This window comes from Povalibacter sp. (assembly GCF_036520495.1).
Taxonomy (GTDB): domain Bacteria; phylum Pseudomonadota; class Gammaproteobacteria; order Steroidobacterales; family Steroidobacteraceae; genus Steroidobacter.
In genome coordinates this window covers 61,780-76,660 of sequence record NZ_DATDJO010000052.1, presented here as the reverse complement: position 1 = coordinate 76,660, position 14,881 = coordinate 61,780, and the positions used below count along the sequence as shown (strand labels likewise).

The window sequence follows — 14,881 nt, the reverse complement described above, 5'->3', positions numbered from 1 at the left end:
ACGGGAGAGCAGCGACATGATCGAAAGAGGCACCCGACGATTGAGCCTGCGGGCGCTGGTCGTCGATGACGAACTGGGCGAAGCGACCGCTGAGGGTCGCGCCGTCCGCGCGCTCGTGACGGAGATGCAGGAGCGCTCCATCGAGGTGATCGAAGCGCATTCTGCGGAGGACGGCACGTCGGTCATCACTTCGGACTCGGCGATTCACGTCGTACTGATCGACTGGACGCTCGGGGATGACAAGGACCACGAACTGACCACCAACTTCCTCCAGTTCGTGCGTTCGAGGAACGACAAGATTCCCATCTTCCTGATGGCCGAGCGCGGCGAGGCCGCTGCGATACCGGTCGATGTGATGGAAATGGTCGATGAGTTCATCTGGACGCTCGAAGACACGGCCGCGTTCGTCGGCGGGCGAGTGGCGGCCGCCATTCGCCGCTACCTGGAAGCGATGCTGCCGCCGCTTGCGGCGGCGCTCATGAAGTTCACCCAGGAGTACGAATACTCGTGGCACACGCCAGGGCATACGGGCGGGACGGCGTTCCTCAAGTCGCCGATCGGGCGCATCTTCTTCGACTACTTCGGCGAGAACCTGCTGCGCTCGGATCTGTCGATCAGCGTCGGCAGTCTCGGTTCGCTGCTGGATCACAGCGGTCCGATCGGTGAACACGAGAAATACGCTGCCCGCGTATTCGGCGCGCATCGCACCTACTGCGTTACCAACGGCACGTCGATGTCGAACCGCGTCATCTTCATGGCGGCGGTGGCGCGCGACCAGATCGCTTTGTGCGACCGCAATTGCCACAAGTCGATCGAACACAGCCTGGTGATGTCGGGCGGCGTGCCGACCTATCTCGTGCCGCTGCGCAACCGTTACGGAATCATCGGACCGATTCCGCCCGCTCGTCTCACGAAGGAGGCGGTCAAGGCATCGATCAAGGCCAATCCGCTCGCGGCCAGGGCAAGCGACATGCGGGCCGTCTACGCCGTGCTCACGAATTCGACCTACGACGGGCTCTGCTACAACGTGCGCCGCGTCGAGGAACTGCTGGATCCGAGCGTCGACCGCATCCACTTCGATGAAGCCTGGTATGCCTATGCGCGCTTCAACCCGTTGTATCGCGATCGTCACGCAATGCACGGGGATCCCAAGGATCACAAGGGACCGACGACCTTCGCCACGCAATCCACCCACAAGCTGCTCGCGGCGCTGTCGCAAGCGTCCTTCCTGCACATCCGCGACGGCCGCGGCGCCATTCCGCACTCGCGCTTCAACGAGTCGTACATGATGCAGGCGTCGACGTCGCCGCTGTATCCGATCATCGTCTCCAATGACATCACCGCAGCGATGATGGACGGGCCTGGCGGGACCACGCTCACCAACGAGTCCATTCAGGAAGCCATTGCGTTCCGCCAGACCGTGAGCCGGGTGCACCGCGAGTTCACGAAAAAAGGCGAGTGGTTCTTCCGGGCCTGGAACCCGGACAGCCTGCAGGAGCGCAAGTCCAGGAAAAAGACTGCGTTCGAGGCGGCTGACGCACAGTGGCTGGCCACCGATCCGCAGTGCTGGGTCCTGCATCCGGACGAAACCTGGCACGGCTTCGGCGATCTGGAAGACGACTACTGCATGCTCGATCCGATCAAGGTATCGATCATCACACCGGGAGTGCTCGACAAGGGTGGCCTCGACAAGCGCGGCATCCCGGCGAGCCTGGTGACGGCGTACCTGCACTATCGCGGCGTCGAGGTCGAGAAGACCACGGACTTCACGATCCTGGTTCTGTTCTCGATCGGCATCACCAAGGGCAAGTGGGGCACGCTGCTCAATGCACTGCTCGACTTCAAGCGTGAGTACGACCTCAATGCGCCGCTCGCGCAGGTGCTGCCGCATCTCTCTGCGGAGGTGTACGCGGGCATCGGGCTCAGGGATCTTGCCGATCAGATGTTCATGCAGTTGCGCGAATCGCGGCAGACGCGCTGGCTGGCCGAGGCCTTCTCGACGCTGCCGACACCGCTGATGACACCGAGCGCGGCCTACCAGTACCTGGTGCGCGATGAGATCGAGCATGTGCCGCTCGAGCAGCTTGCCGAGCGTGTCCTGGCGACGAGCGTCGTGCCATATCCGCCGGGGATTCCGATGCTCATGCCCGGCGAATCGACCGGACCTGACAGTGGTCCCTACCTGGGTTATCTGCGGGCCCTGTGGTCGTGGGACAGCCGTTTCCCCGGCTTCGGTCACGACACGCACGGCGTCGAGAACCGCGCCGGAACGTACTATGTGCAGTGTCTCAAGACCGATGCGGCGCGCGCATCGAGGCGTGGATGAGCGCAGCCGGCAGGAAGATGTCGTTGACGCAGGCCACCATGCTGGTAGCCGGCAACATGATCGGCACGGGCGTCTTTCTGCTGCCCGTCAATCTCGCGCAGGTCGGCAGCATCGCCATCTTCGGCTGGGTCATTGCCACGGCAGGTGCGGCGGCGCTCGGACTGGTGTTTGCAAAACTCGGCGAGGTCGATCCGCAGCCGGGCGGTCCCTATGCGTACGCCCGCGATTTCCTCGGTCCCTACGCGGGCTTCCAGACCAACTACATCTACTGGTTCGGCAACTGGATCGGCAACATCGCCATCGCCGTCGCGGCGGTCGGTTATCTGGCCGAGTTGATTCCCGCCATCGCAGGGCCGCCAGCCAGCGTCATCGCCACCGCTGTCGTGATCTGGGTACTGACCTTCGCCAACATTCTCGGCCCGCGCGTGGTGGGTGCGCTCGAAACATGGACCATGCTGCTGGCGCTGATTCCCATCCTCGGCATCGCCCTCTTCGGCTGGTTCTGGTTCGACAGCGACACGTTCCGCGCCAGCTGGAATGTCAGCGGCGATTCGGACATGCACGCGGTCTCACGTGCAGCCTCGATGGCGCTGTGGGCGTACATGGGAATCGAGAGCGCCGCAGTGTCCGCCGGCGTCATCGAGAACCCGCATCGGAATATTCCATTGGCCACGCTCATGGGACTGGGTCTGGCCGCCATCGTGTACGTGCTCAGTTCGTCGGTCATCATGGGTATCCTGCCCAACGAAGAACTCCAGGCATCCCATGCGCCGTTCGCTGAAGCGGCGCGTCTCGCCATAGGTGCATCGGGTGCCGTCGTCATCAGCGTCTGCGCGATCCTGAAGTCCATCGGCTCGCTCGGCGGCTGGATGCTGCTCGTCGGGCAATCCGCAAAGGCGGCGGCGGACGATGGCATGTTCCCGCGTGTCTTCGGTCGCTTGAACGACAAGGGCGTCCCCGGCGCCGGACTGCTGATCGTCGGGGTTCTGATGACCATCGTCCTGGTCGCGACCACGTCGCCGACGCTGGCCGATCAGTTCAACCGCGTCGTCGACCTGGCGGTCATCCTCATCGTCATACCTTACGTGTACGCGAGCGTCGCGGTGGTCAAGGTGATCCGGGATCACGGACTTCCCGAGAAGACGTTCCGCCTCTACAAATGGATAGCGCTGTGTGCCGTCGCTTACTGCCTGTGGGCCGTGATCGGCGGCGACCCCGAGACCGTGGTGCACGCACTGGTGGCTTTGCTGATCAGCGTACCGCTGTATCCGTTCTTCATCGATTCCATGGAAGCTGCGGCGCAACGCAAGGCGATCGCTACGAACGCGGATCCTTTGACATGAGCAGAGGAGTTCTCATGCAAACGCGAACCCTTCAAGGGCGTCGAATCGGGCGACCACTGATCGTTGCGGTGGCCATTCTGCTGGGCGCGCCAATCGTCGGCGCTGAAGAGGCCACGGCACCGATGATGCTTCCCGGATTTCCGCCTGGAATCGACTGGAAGTTCGAATTCGGTGCGACGTGGGGCGCATTCGGCTTCGGCAACTCCTTCTATTCCAACCCGCGACCCGATGAGCCGTCGGGCGATCTGAGCGATGACTGGTTGGAAGGCTCGCTCAAGGCCGGGGTGGGCGGCGCCTACACCCTGGAGAACTCGTCGCAGATCTACGGCAAGCTCAGCGCTGTCGGCGAGCGCACCTTCAGCGCACCGCCTTCGGTGGTGGGCGAAGACGCTTCTTCGTACGGCCTCGAAGATGCTTACATCGGCTGGAAGTCCGGCAAGAGCCTGGGTCTCGGCGAGGATGTGCTCGATTTCGGCGTGGGTCGACACCGATACCGGCTTGGCCACGGCATGCTCCTGTACGACGGTGCGTCGGAAGGTGGCTCGCGCGGCGGCTACTGGACGAATGCCCGCCAGGCTTTCGACTTCGCAGCCATCGCTCGCTTCACGCCTGGGAACAACAGGCTGGAAGCCTTCTATCTGAAACGCGACTCCCTGCCGGAGAACGATTCGGACAGCAAGCTGTGGGGCGTGAACTATGAGTACTCGTTTGGCGAGGACACCACCCTGGGTGCGACCTACATGAAATGGTCGGCGAACTCGCTGGCGCCGCAGCGCGATGGCCTCGACGTCTACAACGTGCGTGCCTTCACCGCGCCCTTTCCCGGTATGAAAGCTCTGTCGTTCGAACTCGAGTACGCCAAGGAAGACAACGGCGACGCGCTCGACTCCGAGGCGTGGAATGCGCTCGTCGCCTACCAGTTCGAGAGCGCCTGGAAACCGAGGCTGTCCTATCGCTACGCCATCTTCGAAGGCGACGACCCAGCCACGCCGGCAAACGAAGCCTTCGATGGGTTGTTCACCGGCTTCTACGACTGGGGTACGTGGTGGCAGGGCGAGATCGGCGGTGAATACTTCATTTCCAACTCGAATCTCATTTCGCATCAGGTGCGCGTGCACACCACGCCGACCGAATCGATCAGCACGGGGCTGATGTTCTTCGACTTCCTGCTCGACGTGCCGGCCTCGGCCGGCGTCACCTCGGACAAGCTGGCGCGCGAGCTCGACTGGTACATGGACTGGTCACTCAACGACAACTTTGTCGTGAGCTTCGTCGCAGCGATCGCCGATCCGGGCGCCGCCGTCGAACAATTGACGGGGCGCGCCGATACGTTCTACTACGGGATGATCTTCGTCGCCTACAGCTACTGAAACGTCAGGAAAACCATCATGCGCCTCAGGCGGCCTGAGACGGCTCGCCCTTTACGTTCCTGATGCGGACTAAGGCGGGGAGGATCGAATGCACAGACGCTCGCTCGGAAAGTGGTTGCCGCAGGTGCTGGTCTGTATCTGTCTGCCGCTGCTGCTGACGGCACATGCGGTGGGTGCGCGCCCGGGCCAGCTCATCATCCCGCAGCTGCAGGAGCAATTCGGGCTCACTGAATTCCAGGTGAAGGGTGCGCTCGGCGCTTTGCTCGTCTATGCGCGCGACCGCCTGCCCAGACCCGAGTTCGACGAACTGGCCGCACGTATTCCCAATGCCGATCAGATCATGCAGCAAGTGAAACAGCGCGGCATCGTCACGGGGCCGCTGGACGACAGGGACGACTATGAAAATTCATTGGCCTCGCTGGGCATCGGCCAGCCCCTCGCGTCGCAGTTCGCGCCGGCAGTCGTTGAACAGCTCGGCGCAGCAGGTTTCTACAGGGAGCGGGACATGCTGCGGCGGGTACTGGATTAGCGGAGGAGCGCCTGCTTCAGAGCAACAACCGCAGTCACCCTTCGAACTCGGACTCACAGGAGAACTCTGCATGAAGACTCACCGACTCAAGACTGTCGCAGCCCTGGCTGCTGTTTTCTGGGCACTGGGTGCGTGCTCTCCGCCCCCCACGGACTGTGTGCCGCAAATAGTCACGATGCCCGAAGAGAAGGCGCAGGAACTGACTCGACTGCTGAACGAGTACGATCCCGCAGCCTTCGGCAAGATCCTCGCCGACAATGCCCGCCTGCTGCCGCCGAACGTCCCTGCGATCGAGGGACGCTCCGCCATTCTCGATTACTACAGCGGCATCATCGGCGAGACGATTCGCTACGAAGCGACTCCGCTGACGCAGGTCACCGTAGGTAACGTGGGTCTCGCCGAAGGGACGTATCGCGTCAAGAACCTCAAGGACGACACGGTTGTAGAGATGGGGAAGTATCTCAGCGTGTGGGTCAACGATGGCGGTGAGTGGAAGGTCGCTCGCCTCATGAGCAACGCCGATTACCAGACTCCCCGGACCTCCGTGGACGTGCAGGAAACGGAACCGGCATCGACACCTTAAGTTATCTCCGTGGTGCAAACGACCGCCGAACAGAACACGCTGAAGTTCTCGATCGCGTTGACCGTGATCCTGGGCATCATCGGCGTTTCCAGCGGACTTGCGACGGGCTCGCAGGCGATCATTTTCGACGGCATGTACAGCTTCGTCGACGTGGCGCCGACCGTCGTCTCGCTCATGGTGGTGAAGCTGCTCGCGCGGGGATCGAGTCGCCGCTTTCAGTATGGCTACTGGCACCTGGAACCGCTGGTGGCGGTACTGCGCGACAGCATTCTCGTCATCGCCTGCATCTACGCAGCGATCGACGCCGCCACGACGCTGACGAGCGGCGGCCAGGACGTGTCGTACGGGCTGGCGGCAGCCTGGGTCGGAGGCTTCTGCGTCGTTGGGCTCGTGATGACGTGGTACCTGGGCCGGCGAGCGAGAATGCTGCAATCACCCATGCTCAGGCTCGATGCGCGCAGCTGGATGGTCAGTGCATTCCTCAGTCTGGCGCTGCTGATTGGTTTTACGATCGCGATCGCTCTCGAGGGAACCGCATTCGAAGGGTGGATTCCCTACCTCGACGCGATCGCGCTGCTCACGATGGCATTGATCATGTTGCCCATGCCGCTCTTCGGTCTGGGGCGTTCCATCATCGACGTGCTGCAGGTCGCACCCGACGAACTGGATCATCGGGTGCACTCGGTCATGGACAGCATCGTGAAAGAGCGCGGTTTCGTCGACTACTCCAGTTACGTGGCGAAGGCGGGGCGTGCACGGTTCGTGGAGATCCACGTGCTGGTAGCGCCGGGCTGGCACGTCGATATCAGCGCGGCGGATGACGTGCGGCGCGACATCTCCAAGCGCCTCAACGCGACGTCCCCGGATTTCTGGCTGACGATCGACTTTACGGCCGACCGCGCCTGGTTGTGAACAGGTTCGTTGGCAGGGGGTGGATACTCCACTGCCAGATGTATTCGATGCAGTCATTGTTGTTGTTGACAAGTCGACTGGTATGCGGGCTCTGGAAATACACAGTCTCGACACCCTGTGTCAGCATCCCGTCAAGGGATGCGGCCGGCAACCGGGAAGGCAGGTGGGTATGAATCACATGGCTGGAACCTCTGCATGGGCGTTGACTGTCCTCCTGATGGTCGGGCACGCACTCATGGCGCAGAGCGCGCCGCAGCCTGCAGACAACGCGCAGCCGACCCAGAAGTCGCCGGCAGCCTTCAAGCCCGAAGAACTGGAACAGATCGTCGCGCCCATCGCTCTGTACCCCGACGCTTTGCTGGCACAGGTGTTCATGGCATCGACGTATCCACTCGAGATCGTGCAGGCCGCGCGATGGTCCAGGGAGCACCCCGACGTCAAGGGCGACGCCGTCGCCGCGGAGATGCAGAAGCAGAGCTGGGATCCGGCCGTCAAATCGCTCGTTGCCTTTCCGGACGTGCTGACCATGATGAACGAGAAGCTCGACTGGACGCAGAAGCTTGGTGATGCCTTTCTCGCGCAGCAGAAGGATGTCATGGATGCCGTGCAGCGACTGCGGAAGAAGGCCAAGGACTCCGGCAACCTGAAGAGCAGCAAGGAGCAGACGGTCAAGACCGAGCCCGTGAAGACAGAGCCGGACGGGGCCGGTACTGCTGCCAGTACCACTACGCAGGTCATCGTCATCGAGTCGAGCGATCCGGAAGTGGTCTACGTACCGACCTACAATCCGACGGTCGTCTATGGGGCATGGCCATACCCGGCGTATCCCCCTTACTACTACTACCCCCCAGCGTACGTGCCCGGAGCGGCTTTCTTTTCTTTCAGTATGGGTGTGGTCGTTGGCGGGGCGCTGTGGGGCAACTGCAATTGGGGCGGCAACGACATCGATATCGATGTCAATCGCTACAACAACTTCAATCGCAACGAGATCAACCACAACCGGAGTACCGGCGTCGGCGATCGCAGCGGCAACAGGAACAGCTGGCAGCACAATGCCGAGCACCGCAAGGGAGTGGGCTACCGCGACTCTGCAACGCAGCAGAAATACGGTCGTGCAAGCAGTCAGCAGGGCCTGCAGTCTCGCGAGCAGTTTCGCGGTCATGCAGATCAGGGCCGGCAGCAGATCTCCCGCGAAGGTGCAGCCAGCCAGCGCGACCTGAGTGGCAATCAGGTCAGCACGCGAGATAGTGGCGGCAGCCAGTACCGGGACCTGGGCAGCCAGCAGAGCAGGGATCGCGCAGCCGCGCAAAGCCGTGATGCAGGGGCATCACAGAATCGCGACAGCGCGTCACAACGATCGGATCGCAGCAGTTACTCATCGCGCTCCAGCTCTTCCGATGCCTTCAGGGATGTCGGCAACGGAGCCGGGGCGCGGGCCAACAGCAGCCGCGGCGGCGCATCGCGTGGTGGCGGCGGCCGCCGGCGCTGAACGCAGGGAGACCCAAAATGCGTGTACTCGTAGTCGTATTGATTCTGGCCGCGGCGACACTGGCGGCGTGCAGCCGATCGCCTCAGCAGAAGGATTTTGCATCCGCCGATGAGGCCATGCAGGCATTGGTGTCGGCAGCGCGCTCGGACGACACTCGTGCATTGCTGGAGGTACTGGGCAACGAGGCGGCATCAGTGGTCGACTCGGGTGACCCCGTGCAGGACAGGAACTTACGCCAGCGGTTCGTCGCAGCGTATGAAGCCCGTCATGCGCTCGACGACCAGGCGGCAGGCGCGGCGACGATCGAGGTGGGGGAGGACAGGTGGCCGTTTCCCATTCCGCTGGTGCAGAAAGATGGACGCTGGCGCTTCGATAGCGGTGCAGGCGCGGAAGAGATCGTCAATCGCCGCGTCGGTGCGAACGAACTGGCCACGATTCAGTCATGCCTGGCGTTTGTCGACGCCGAGCGCGAGTACTACGCACGCAATCCGCAACAGGATCCATTGCTGCACTTTGCGCAGAAGTTCTTCAGCACCGAGGGGCAGAAGGACGGGTTGTATTGGCCGACCACAGGCAATGAAACCCAAAGCCCACTCGGCGAGGGCTTTGCTCTAGCGCGCAGCGAGGGATACTTCAACGACGTATCTGCCAGGCATGAGCCATACCATGGCTATCTTTATCGACTCCTGAAGGCGCAGGGCCCCAACGCCGACGGCGGTGCCTACGACTACATCGTCCGCGACAAGATGCTTGGCGGCTTCGCGCTGATCGCATTTCCCGCCGAATACGGCAGTAGCGGCGTGATGAGCTTCATCGTCAACCACGATGGCGTCGTCTTCTCGAAAGACCTCGGCCCGGAAACCACCAGGGTGGCATCGTCCATCGAGGTCTTCGATCCGGACCAGAGCTGGAAGCGGGAAGCGAGCATCAACTGAAGCTTTGCTGTCATTCCCGCGCAGGGGTAATCGTAGGGATGCCACCTGTTTTGCGTGTGTGATCGGATTCCAGATCCAAAGAAAAAGAATCTCCACGGGAACACGGGGTGTCACGGGGTAAGAAGTGGCTACAAGAATGAGATTCTTCGGCCCCGTGCTTCCCCGTGGAAATCTTCATTTCTTCCCTGCGTCACTGCCGACGCTTCAATCAATAGGTATAGAACAGCTGCTGCAGCGCCTTCGGTTCGCGCTGCCGCAGTAATGCCAGCGACAACAGAATGCGCGCCTTCTGCGGATTGAGTTCGTCGGAAGCAATGAAGCCGAGTTCGTCATCGTTCAGCTCGACATTGCGACCGACGGTACCCGTCGTCACTCTGCTGCTGCGCACGACCGCGACGCCGCGCTTCACCGCACGGGCGGCGGCTTCGACCGCCGTCTTGTTCATGTTGCCGTTGCCGACCCCGGCGATGACGATGCCCCTGGCGCCGTTGGACACCGCGATACGAATACTTTCCCGCATCCGCAATTGCGTACGTCCGCAACGTTCGTTGTCCCCGGCAATTCTCGGCTCGTTCCTGATTGAAACCAGTAACAACAGGTAACTTACCGTGCGTTACTTTCTGCGACTCTCCGGCTCGTGGATGATGACCCCGCTGATCCGCACAGGTAGCCGCGAATGATCAGAACGATCCTTGGGCCCGCTCGCGATTCCTTGCATTCGAATTCGGACGGGCTTGCCTGCGTTGTTCGTATTCAACAGGGCTCGGGCCATCCCGTGATCACTTGCAGCGCCGGAACCTTCGTCCATCCTTGCGGCAGTGCGGCAGTCGCCGTGTCGCGCGCGCATGCCAAGGGCATCACGTGAGAACGCAAGCCCTTGCAGCGGTCGCGCTGGCAGGGCTGCCGTTGTTCGCGACCGGCCAGACGCTCACCGCTGACGTGCAGGGAATGCAACGCCGTCAGCAGGAACTGGAAACGCAGGTGCGGGAGCAGAATGCGCGAATTCAGGAACTCGAGCGCATGGTGCACGATCTCGTCGCCGCCCAGACGCCACCGGCATCCGCGCAAACCGCAATCAGGCCAGCGAGCGAGGAAAAGCCGGCGCAACTGAGCGAGCCCACCACCTATCCCGCGAAGCTGGCTGCGGCCGAATCTCCGGGACCGGAGTACATCGGGAATCTGGGATTCAAGATCTACGAAAGCGAGAGGGGGCAGATCTACATGCGCCTGTTCTCGTATGCGCGCTATCTCAACCAGAAGGACCTGGACCCGACCTACACGGACTTCTTCGGCAATGTCAAAACGGTCGCGCAGCGCGAAGACTTTCAACTCAACAAGTTCTTCCTGCCGTTCTCCGGCTGGTTCCTCGATCCCAAATGGCGCTACTACCTGTACGTGTGGTCGGCAAATACGGCGCAGGGAGATCCGGCGCAGGTCGTCGGTGCCGGCAACCTCAGCTACGTAGCCAACAGCCACTTCACCATCGGCGCGGGCATCACGTCTCTGCCCAGCGTGCGCAGCACGGAAGGACAGTTTCCTTACTGGCTCGGCGTCGACGATCGCCTGATCGCCGATGAGTTCTTCAGAGGCTCGTATACGAGCGGTATCTGGCTGAAAGGAGAGGTCGTACCCGGTGTCAATTACATGGCCATGCTGGGCAACAACCTGAGCACGCTCGGCATCAGTGCATCGCAACTGGACAACAACCTGGACACCTGGTCGGCCATGCTCAACTGGTTGCCGACCACGCATGAGTTTGGTCCGCTTGGCGCCTTCGGCGACTTCGAAGGCCACGAGCAGCTCGCGACCCGTCTGGGTATTCACTTCACCTACAGCACCGAAGATCGCCAGTCGCAGCCGGGCACCGACAGCATCGACAACAGCCAGATCCGCCTGACCGACGGCAGCATCGTCTTCACACCCGGCCTGTTTGGTCCCGGTATCGCGGTCGACCAGGTTCGCTATGAAATGGCGTCCATCGACGCCGGTCTGAAGTATCGCGGCTATTCGCTCGAAGCCGAGTATTACCGGCGCTGGCTCAGCAATTTCGTCGGTCCCGGTGCTGCGACCATCCCGGACATTACCGATGACGGCTACCAGATCCAGGTATCGGCAATGCTGCTGCCACGATTGCTGCAGGTGTATGCCGGCGCGTCAGAGATCACGGGCCACTATGGCGACGGCTCCGAGTTGCGCCTTGGCTTCAACTATTTCCCGCAGAGATCGCGTGGACTCCGGCTCAACGGCGAATGGATCAGCCTCGGGGATTGTCCCGTCGGCTACACCGCCGTTCCCTATCCGGTTGGCGCGAACGGCGACGTCTTCCACGTCAACTTCGAGCTGAATTTCTAGAGGGCATCAGGACGATTCATGGGACCTCGATCCAAGTTCGATTTGGCACACAGGACGGATGAGTTGAAACAGTCTTGGGGAGATTGAGATGAACTTTCGCACTATCCAACCGATGCGCTATGCGCTCGCGGCCGTTGCCGCGATGCTGTTCTGTACTGCGTTGCCCGCCGCGGCCCAGTCACCCAAGCAAATCCAGGCAGCCCTCGATTCCGCACTCACGCGATTCAAGAACGTCAGGGAAGGCGCGAATGCCGATTACATTCCGGCTTTGGCCCGGGTCGACCCGAACATCTTCGGCATCGCACTGGTCACGCCCAATGGCAAGGTCTACACGGCCGGTGACGTGACGTCCCAAGTGTCGATCCAGTCGATCTCCAAGGTCTTCACGATGGCGCGAGTGATCGAGGATCTCGGTCCCAACTCCATTGTCGAGCGTATCGGTGTGGATGCGACGGGCATGCGTTTCAACTCCATCGTCTCGGTCGAGTTTTCCCAGAAGGCGCTCGGCGGACCGGAGATCAATCCACTGGTGAATGCGGGCGCGATCACGGCCACGAGCATGGTGCCGGGCGCGACCCGCGATGAAGTCTGGAAACGCATTCTCGATTTTCATTCCGATTTCGCCGGCCGGCCGCTGACGGTCGACAAGGAAGTGTTCGACTCCGAAGCCGCAACCAATCAACGCAACCAGGCCATCGGATCGCTGATGTATGCCTACGGGTTCATCAAGGACAAGCCGGCGCAGGCAACCGACATCTACACCGAGCAATGCGCCATCAGTGTCAATGCCAGAGACCTTGCCACCATGGCCGGAACACTGGCGAATGCCGGCAGGAATCCGGTGACCGGCAAACAGGTGATGAAGGCGCAGAACGTGCCGGGCGTGCTCGCAGTGATGGCCACGGCCGGGCTTTACGATGATTCGGGCAAGTGGCTCTACCGCACGGGGCTGCCGGCCAAGAGCGGCGTCGGTGGCGGCATCATCGCTGTATCGCCCGGCAAGTTCGGCATCGCAGTCATTGCTCCGCCGCTCGACGCAGCAGGCAACAGCGTCAAGGCACAGCTCGCCATCGAGAGCGTTTCCAACGCGCTCGGCGGCAATCCGTACGCTCCGCAGGTGTCCGGCAAGCGCTGAACCATCGGGCGCTGCATCTGGTAGTCATGCTCATGTTCAACGCACACGCCACGCGGTTTGCCGGCATCGTTTCCGGATTGTTGTGTGCCATGGCGCCTGTCTGCGCTGCGGAGAAAGAATCCGGCTACCTGTTCAATGACGCCCACTTCCATCTGACCAATTACGTGCAGGAGGGCACGGATATTCACGACTACCTGAAGATCATGGGCAACAAGATCGGCCGCTCGACACTCTTCGGCATTCCATTGCAGCAGACATGGTCCTATGAAAACTCGGGCGACTTTGCGCCGACCTACTATCTGCAATCGGACGCGCCGCTCTACTACTACTCTTTCACCGACGCCTGGATTGCGATGGCGTACAAATCGTTGCGCCCCGAGGAACAGCGTCGCCTGGATCCGATGATCACCGGGTTCAACCCGGCGGACATGTACGCGGCCGATCACATTCGCCGGGTGCTGCAGACCTTCCCCGGCGTGTTCTCCGGCATCGGCGAGTTCTCGATCCACAAGGAGTTCGTATCGGCCAAGGTCGCGGGTGACACCGCCAGCCTCACCGATCCGGCCCTGGATCGGATCCTGGACTTTGCCGCCGAAGCGGGGCTTATCGTGATCCTGCACTGTGATATCGACATGCCGTTCGCGAAGCCCGACCAGGAACCGGTTTACGTGCGACAGGCTGTCGAGCTCTTCAAGCGTCATCCGCAGACCACCATCATCTGGGCGCACACGGGCCTCGGGCGCGTCGTCCATCCGGTGCAATCGCAGGCGGACAGCGAAATGGGTGAGCGCAGTCCGAATCACCTGGAGATCCTCGCGAAGCTGCTGTCGCATCCGGCTCTGCAGCATCTGTACTTCGATATCTCCTGGGATGAGGTTGCGAAGTACGCGGTCCGGTCACCGGAGACAGCGCGGGCGACTGCGAAACTCCTCGAGCAGTATCCGGGCCGCTTTCTTTTCGGCACCGACAATGTAGCGCCGGCGGATGAGGCCGCCCAGCTGCGGGTGTTCAATATGTGGGATAGCGTTTTCGTACAGCTGACGCCAGGCACGAGTCTCGCCATTCGCCGGGGAAACTATGAACGGTTGTTCGATGCGGCGCGGCTGCGGGTTCGCGCGTGGGAGAAGCAGCACGTGAAGTGACGGGGCAGTCGTAGCTGTGAGCGTTGCGACGCAGATCAGTGGCCGCCAGGCCGCTGTTGCAATGACCCTGTGAGAATGCTCCGCTGCTCGAGATGGCAGGTGCTATCCGGCCAACTATCGATACATTGCAAGTCAGCGGAGCAACTGTGCTTCAGAAGCGCCAGGCTCCCGACAGCCACAGCGCATTGGCGTCCTTCACTTCGGATATGTCGATGATCTCGTACTCGAGCCGCGCGTGCAGATGCTCGAACAGCGTGATGCCCAAACCCGCGCCGTAGACCAGATCCTCGCTGCTGTCATCCAGCGCACGGATGCTCTCGGTGTCGACCTGTATGTCGTAGAAGTAGTAACCCACCTTGGCAAAGAGCTCGACGGGTCCAAGCGGCAAGGTGCCAATGACATACGGCGCAACGCCGTTGATCTCCGCCTTCACGCGCTGGTCGTTGACCGTGTCTTCTGGTGAACCCAGATCGATGTAATCGAGTTCGACGCCAATGTACGGATTGAAGCGCCAGCCGGCAAAGATCTTGAAGATCGTGTCGTCACTGTCGAAGTTCTCGACCGTATCCTGGGCATCGTCCAGGTTGTCGATCTCGACGTTGAACTGACCGACACCCGCGCCTATGTACAAACCGCTGTCGTTCTCGGCGAGTACCGGTGCGCTGCCAAGCGCCATGAGGGCGACTGCAAATATGCCGAGTTTCATTAGGGCCTCCTGGTTTTGTCCGGGGCAGTAAAACGATTCGCTACGTATAAAAGCGCTGT

The 14,881-nt window shown here is 61.6% G+C and carries 13 protein-coding genes; 11 read left to right on the top strand and 2 right to left on the bottom strand.

Translation table 11 applies throughout. The features are described 5' to 3' along the window. The first annotated feature begins 16 nt into the window (after positions 1-16). From VIZ63_RS18285 to VIZ63_RS18250, 8 genes are all read left to right on the top strand, one after another. Positions 17-2,326 (top strand): Orn/Lys/Arg decarboxylase N-terminal domain-containing protein, encoded by a 2,310-nt coding sequence (locus VIZ63_RS18285; RefSeq protein ID WP_331611144.1) that lies wholly within the window; start codon positions 17-19, stop codon positions 2,324-2,326. Further along, positions 2,323-3,669 carry an amino acid permease gene (locus VIZ63_RS18280; protein ID WP_331611143.1) on the top strand — a complete coding sequence of 449 codons (1,347 nt, stop codon included), beginning with the start codon at positions 2,323-2,325 and terminating at the stop codon, positions 3,667-3,669. The genes VIZ63_RS18285 and VIZ63_RS18280 overlap by 4 nt, the downstream gene beginning before the upstream one ends. A gap of 14 nt (positions 3,670-3,683) precedes the next feature. Then, on the top strand, positions 3,684-5,039 hold the full coding sequence (locus tag VIZ63_RS18275; protein WP_331611142.1) for an alginate export family protein: 1,356 nt from the start codon (positions 3,684-3,686) through the stop codon (positions 5,037-5,039). Positions 5,040-5,127: 88 nt separating this feature from the next. Continuing rightward, a complete protein-coding gene (locus tag VIZ63_RS18270; RefSeq protein ID WP_331611141.1) occupies positions 5,128-5,568 on the top strand; it encodes a DUF2780 domain-containing protein in 441 nt (146 codons plus the stop codon). A gap of 70 nt (positions 5,569-5,638) precedes the next feature. Then, positions 5,639-6,151, top strand: coding sequence for a nuclear transport factor 2 family protein (locus VIZ63_RS18265; RefSeq protein WP_331611140.1), 513 nt, complete (start codon positions 5,639-5,641; stop codon positions 6,149-6,151). Positions 6,152-6,160: 9 nt separating this feature from the next. Then, the gene (locus VIZ63_RS18260) at positions 6,161-7,063 is read left to right on the top strand and encodes a cation diffusion facilitator family transporter (protein WP_331611139.1); all 903 of its coding nucleotides are present in this window, start codon (positions 6,161-6,163) and stop codon (positions 7,061-7,063) included. A 169-nt stretch (positions 7,064-7,232) separates the two neighbouring features. Then, positions 7,233-8,552, top strand: coding sequence for a DUF3300 domain-containing protein (locus VIZ63_RS18255; protein WP_331611138.1), 1,320 nt, complete (start codon positions 7,233-7,235; stop codon positions 8,550-8,552). Between the two features lie 17 nt (positions 8,553-8,569). Then, positions 8,570-9,487: a DUF2950 domain-containing protein gene (locus tag VIZ63_RS18250; protein ID WP_331611137.1), complete on the top strand. Its 918-nt coding sequence runs from the start codon at positions 8,570-8,572 to the stop codon at positions 9,485-9,487. 208 nt (positions 9,488-9,695) lie between these two features. Here the strand turns inward: VIZ63_RS18250 and VIZ63_RS18245 are convergent, their stop codons facing one another. Continuing rightward, positions 9,696-10,007 (bottom strand): hypothetical protein, encoded by a 312-nt coding sequence (locus VIZ63_RS18245; protein WP_331611136.1) that lies wholly within the window; start codon positions 10,005-10,007, stop codon positions 9,696-9,698. A gap of 341 nt (positions 10,008-10,348) precedes the next feature. On the opposite strand from VIZ63_RS18245, the gene VIZ63_RS18240 reads away from it, so the two are divergent. From VIZ63_RS18240 to VIZ63_RS18230, 3 genes are all read left to right on the top strand, one after another. Continuing rightward, a complete protein-coding gene (locus VIZ63_RS18240) occupies positions 10,349-11,839 on the top strand; it encodes a hypothetical protein (protein ID WP_331611135.1) in 1,491 nt (496 codons plus the stop codon). Positions 11,840-11,927: 88 nt separating this feature from the next. Next, positions 11,928-12,974 (top strand): glutaminase A, encoded by a 1,047-nt coding sequence (gene glsA, locus VIZ63_RS18235; RefSeq protein WP_331611134.1) that lies wholly within the window; start codon positions 11,928-11,930, stop codon positions 12,972-12,974. Between the two features lie 32 nt (positions 12,975-13,006). Then, positions 13,007-14,116 carry an amidohydrolase family protein gene (locus VIZ63_RS18230; protein WP_331611133.1) on the top strand — a complete coding sequence of 370 codons (1,110 nt, stop codon included), beginning with the start codon at positions 13,007-13,009 and terminating at the stop codon, positions 14,114-14,116. 151 nt (positions 14,117-14,267) lie between these two features. On the opposite strand, the gene VIZ63_RS18225 is transcribed toward VIZ63_RS18230, so the two are convergent. Further along, positions 14,268-14,822 carry a porin family protein gene (locus VIZ63_RS18225; RefSeq protein WP_331611132.1) on the bottom strand — a complete coding sequence of 185 codons (555 nt, stop codon included), beginning with the start codon at positions 14,820-14,822 and terminating at the stop codon, positions 14,268-14,270. Positions 14,823-14,881: the final 59 nt, after the last annotated feature.

What these genes read in the sequence shown, in the direction of transcription:
- VIZ63_RS18285 (WP_331611144.1), top strand. Translation starts at nt 17, where the DNA reads ATGATCGAAAGAGGCACCCGACGATTGAGCCTGCGGGCGCTGGTCGTC.
- VIZ63_RS18280 (WP_331611143.1), top strand. Translation starts at nt 2,323, where the DNA reads ATGAGCGCAGCCGGCAGGAAGATGTCGTTGACGCAGGCCACCATGCTG.
- VIZ63_RS18275 (WP_331611142.1), top strand. Translation starts at nt 3,684, where the DNA reads ATGCAAACGCGAACCCTTCAAGGGCGTCGAATCGGGCGACCACTGATC.
- VIZ63_RS18270 (WP_331611141.1), top strand. Translation starts at nt 5,128, where the DNA reads ATGCACAGACGCTCGCTCGGAAAGTGGTTGCCGCAGGTGCTGGTCTGT.
- VIZ63_RS18265 (WP_331611140.1), top strand. Translation starts at nt 5,639, where the DNA reads ATGAAGACTCACCGACTCAAGACTGTCGCAGCCCTGGCTGCTGTTTTC.
- VIZ63_RS18255 (WP_331611138.1), top strand. Translation starts at nt 7,233, where the DNA reads ATGAATCACATGGCTGGAACCTCTGCATGGGCGTTGACTGTCCTCCTG.
- VIZ63_RS18250 (WP_331611137.1), top strand. Translation starts at nt 8,570, where the DNA reads ATGCGTGTACTCGTAGTCGTATTGATTCTGGCCGCGGCGACACTGGCG.
- VIZ63_RS18245 (WP_331611136.1), bottom strand. Translation starts at nt 10,007, where the DNA reads ATGCGGGAAAGTATTCGTATCGCGGTGTCCAACGGCGCCAGGGGCATC.
- glsA (WP_331611134.1), top strand. Translation starts at nt 11,928, where the DNA reads ATGAACTTTCGCACTATCCAACCGATGCGCTATGCGCTCGCGGCCGTT.
- VIZ63_RS18230 (WP_331611133.1), top strand. Translation starts at nt 13,007, where the DNA reads ATGTTCAACGCACACGCCACGCGGTTTGCCGGCATCGTTTCCGGATTG.
- VIZ63_RS18225 (WP_331611132.1), bottom strand. Translation starts at nt 14,822, where the DNA reads ATGAAACTCGGCATATTTGCAGTCGCCCTCATGGCGCTTGGCAGCGCA.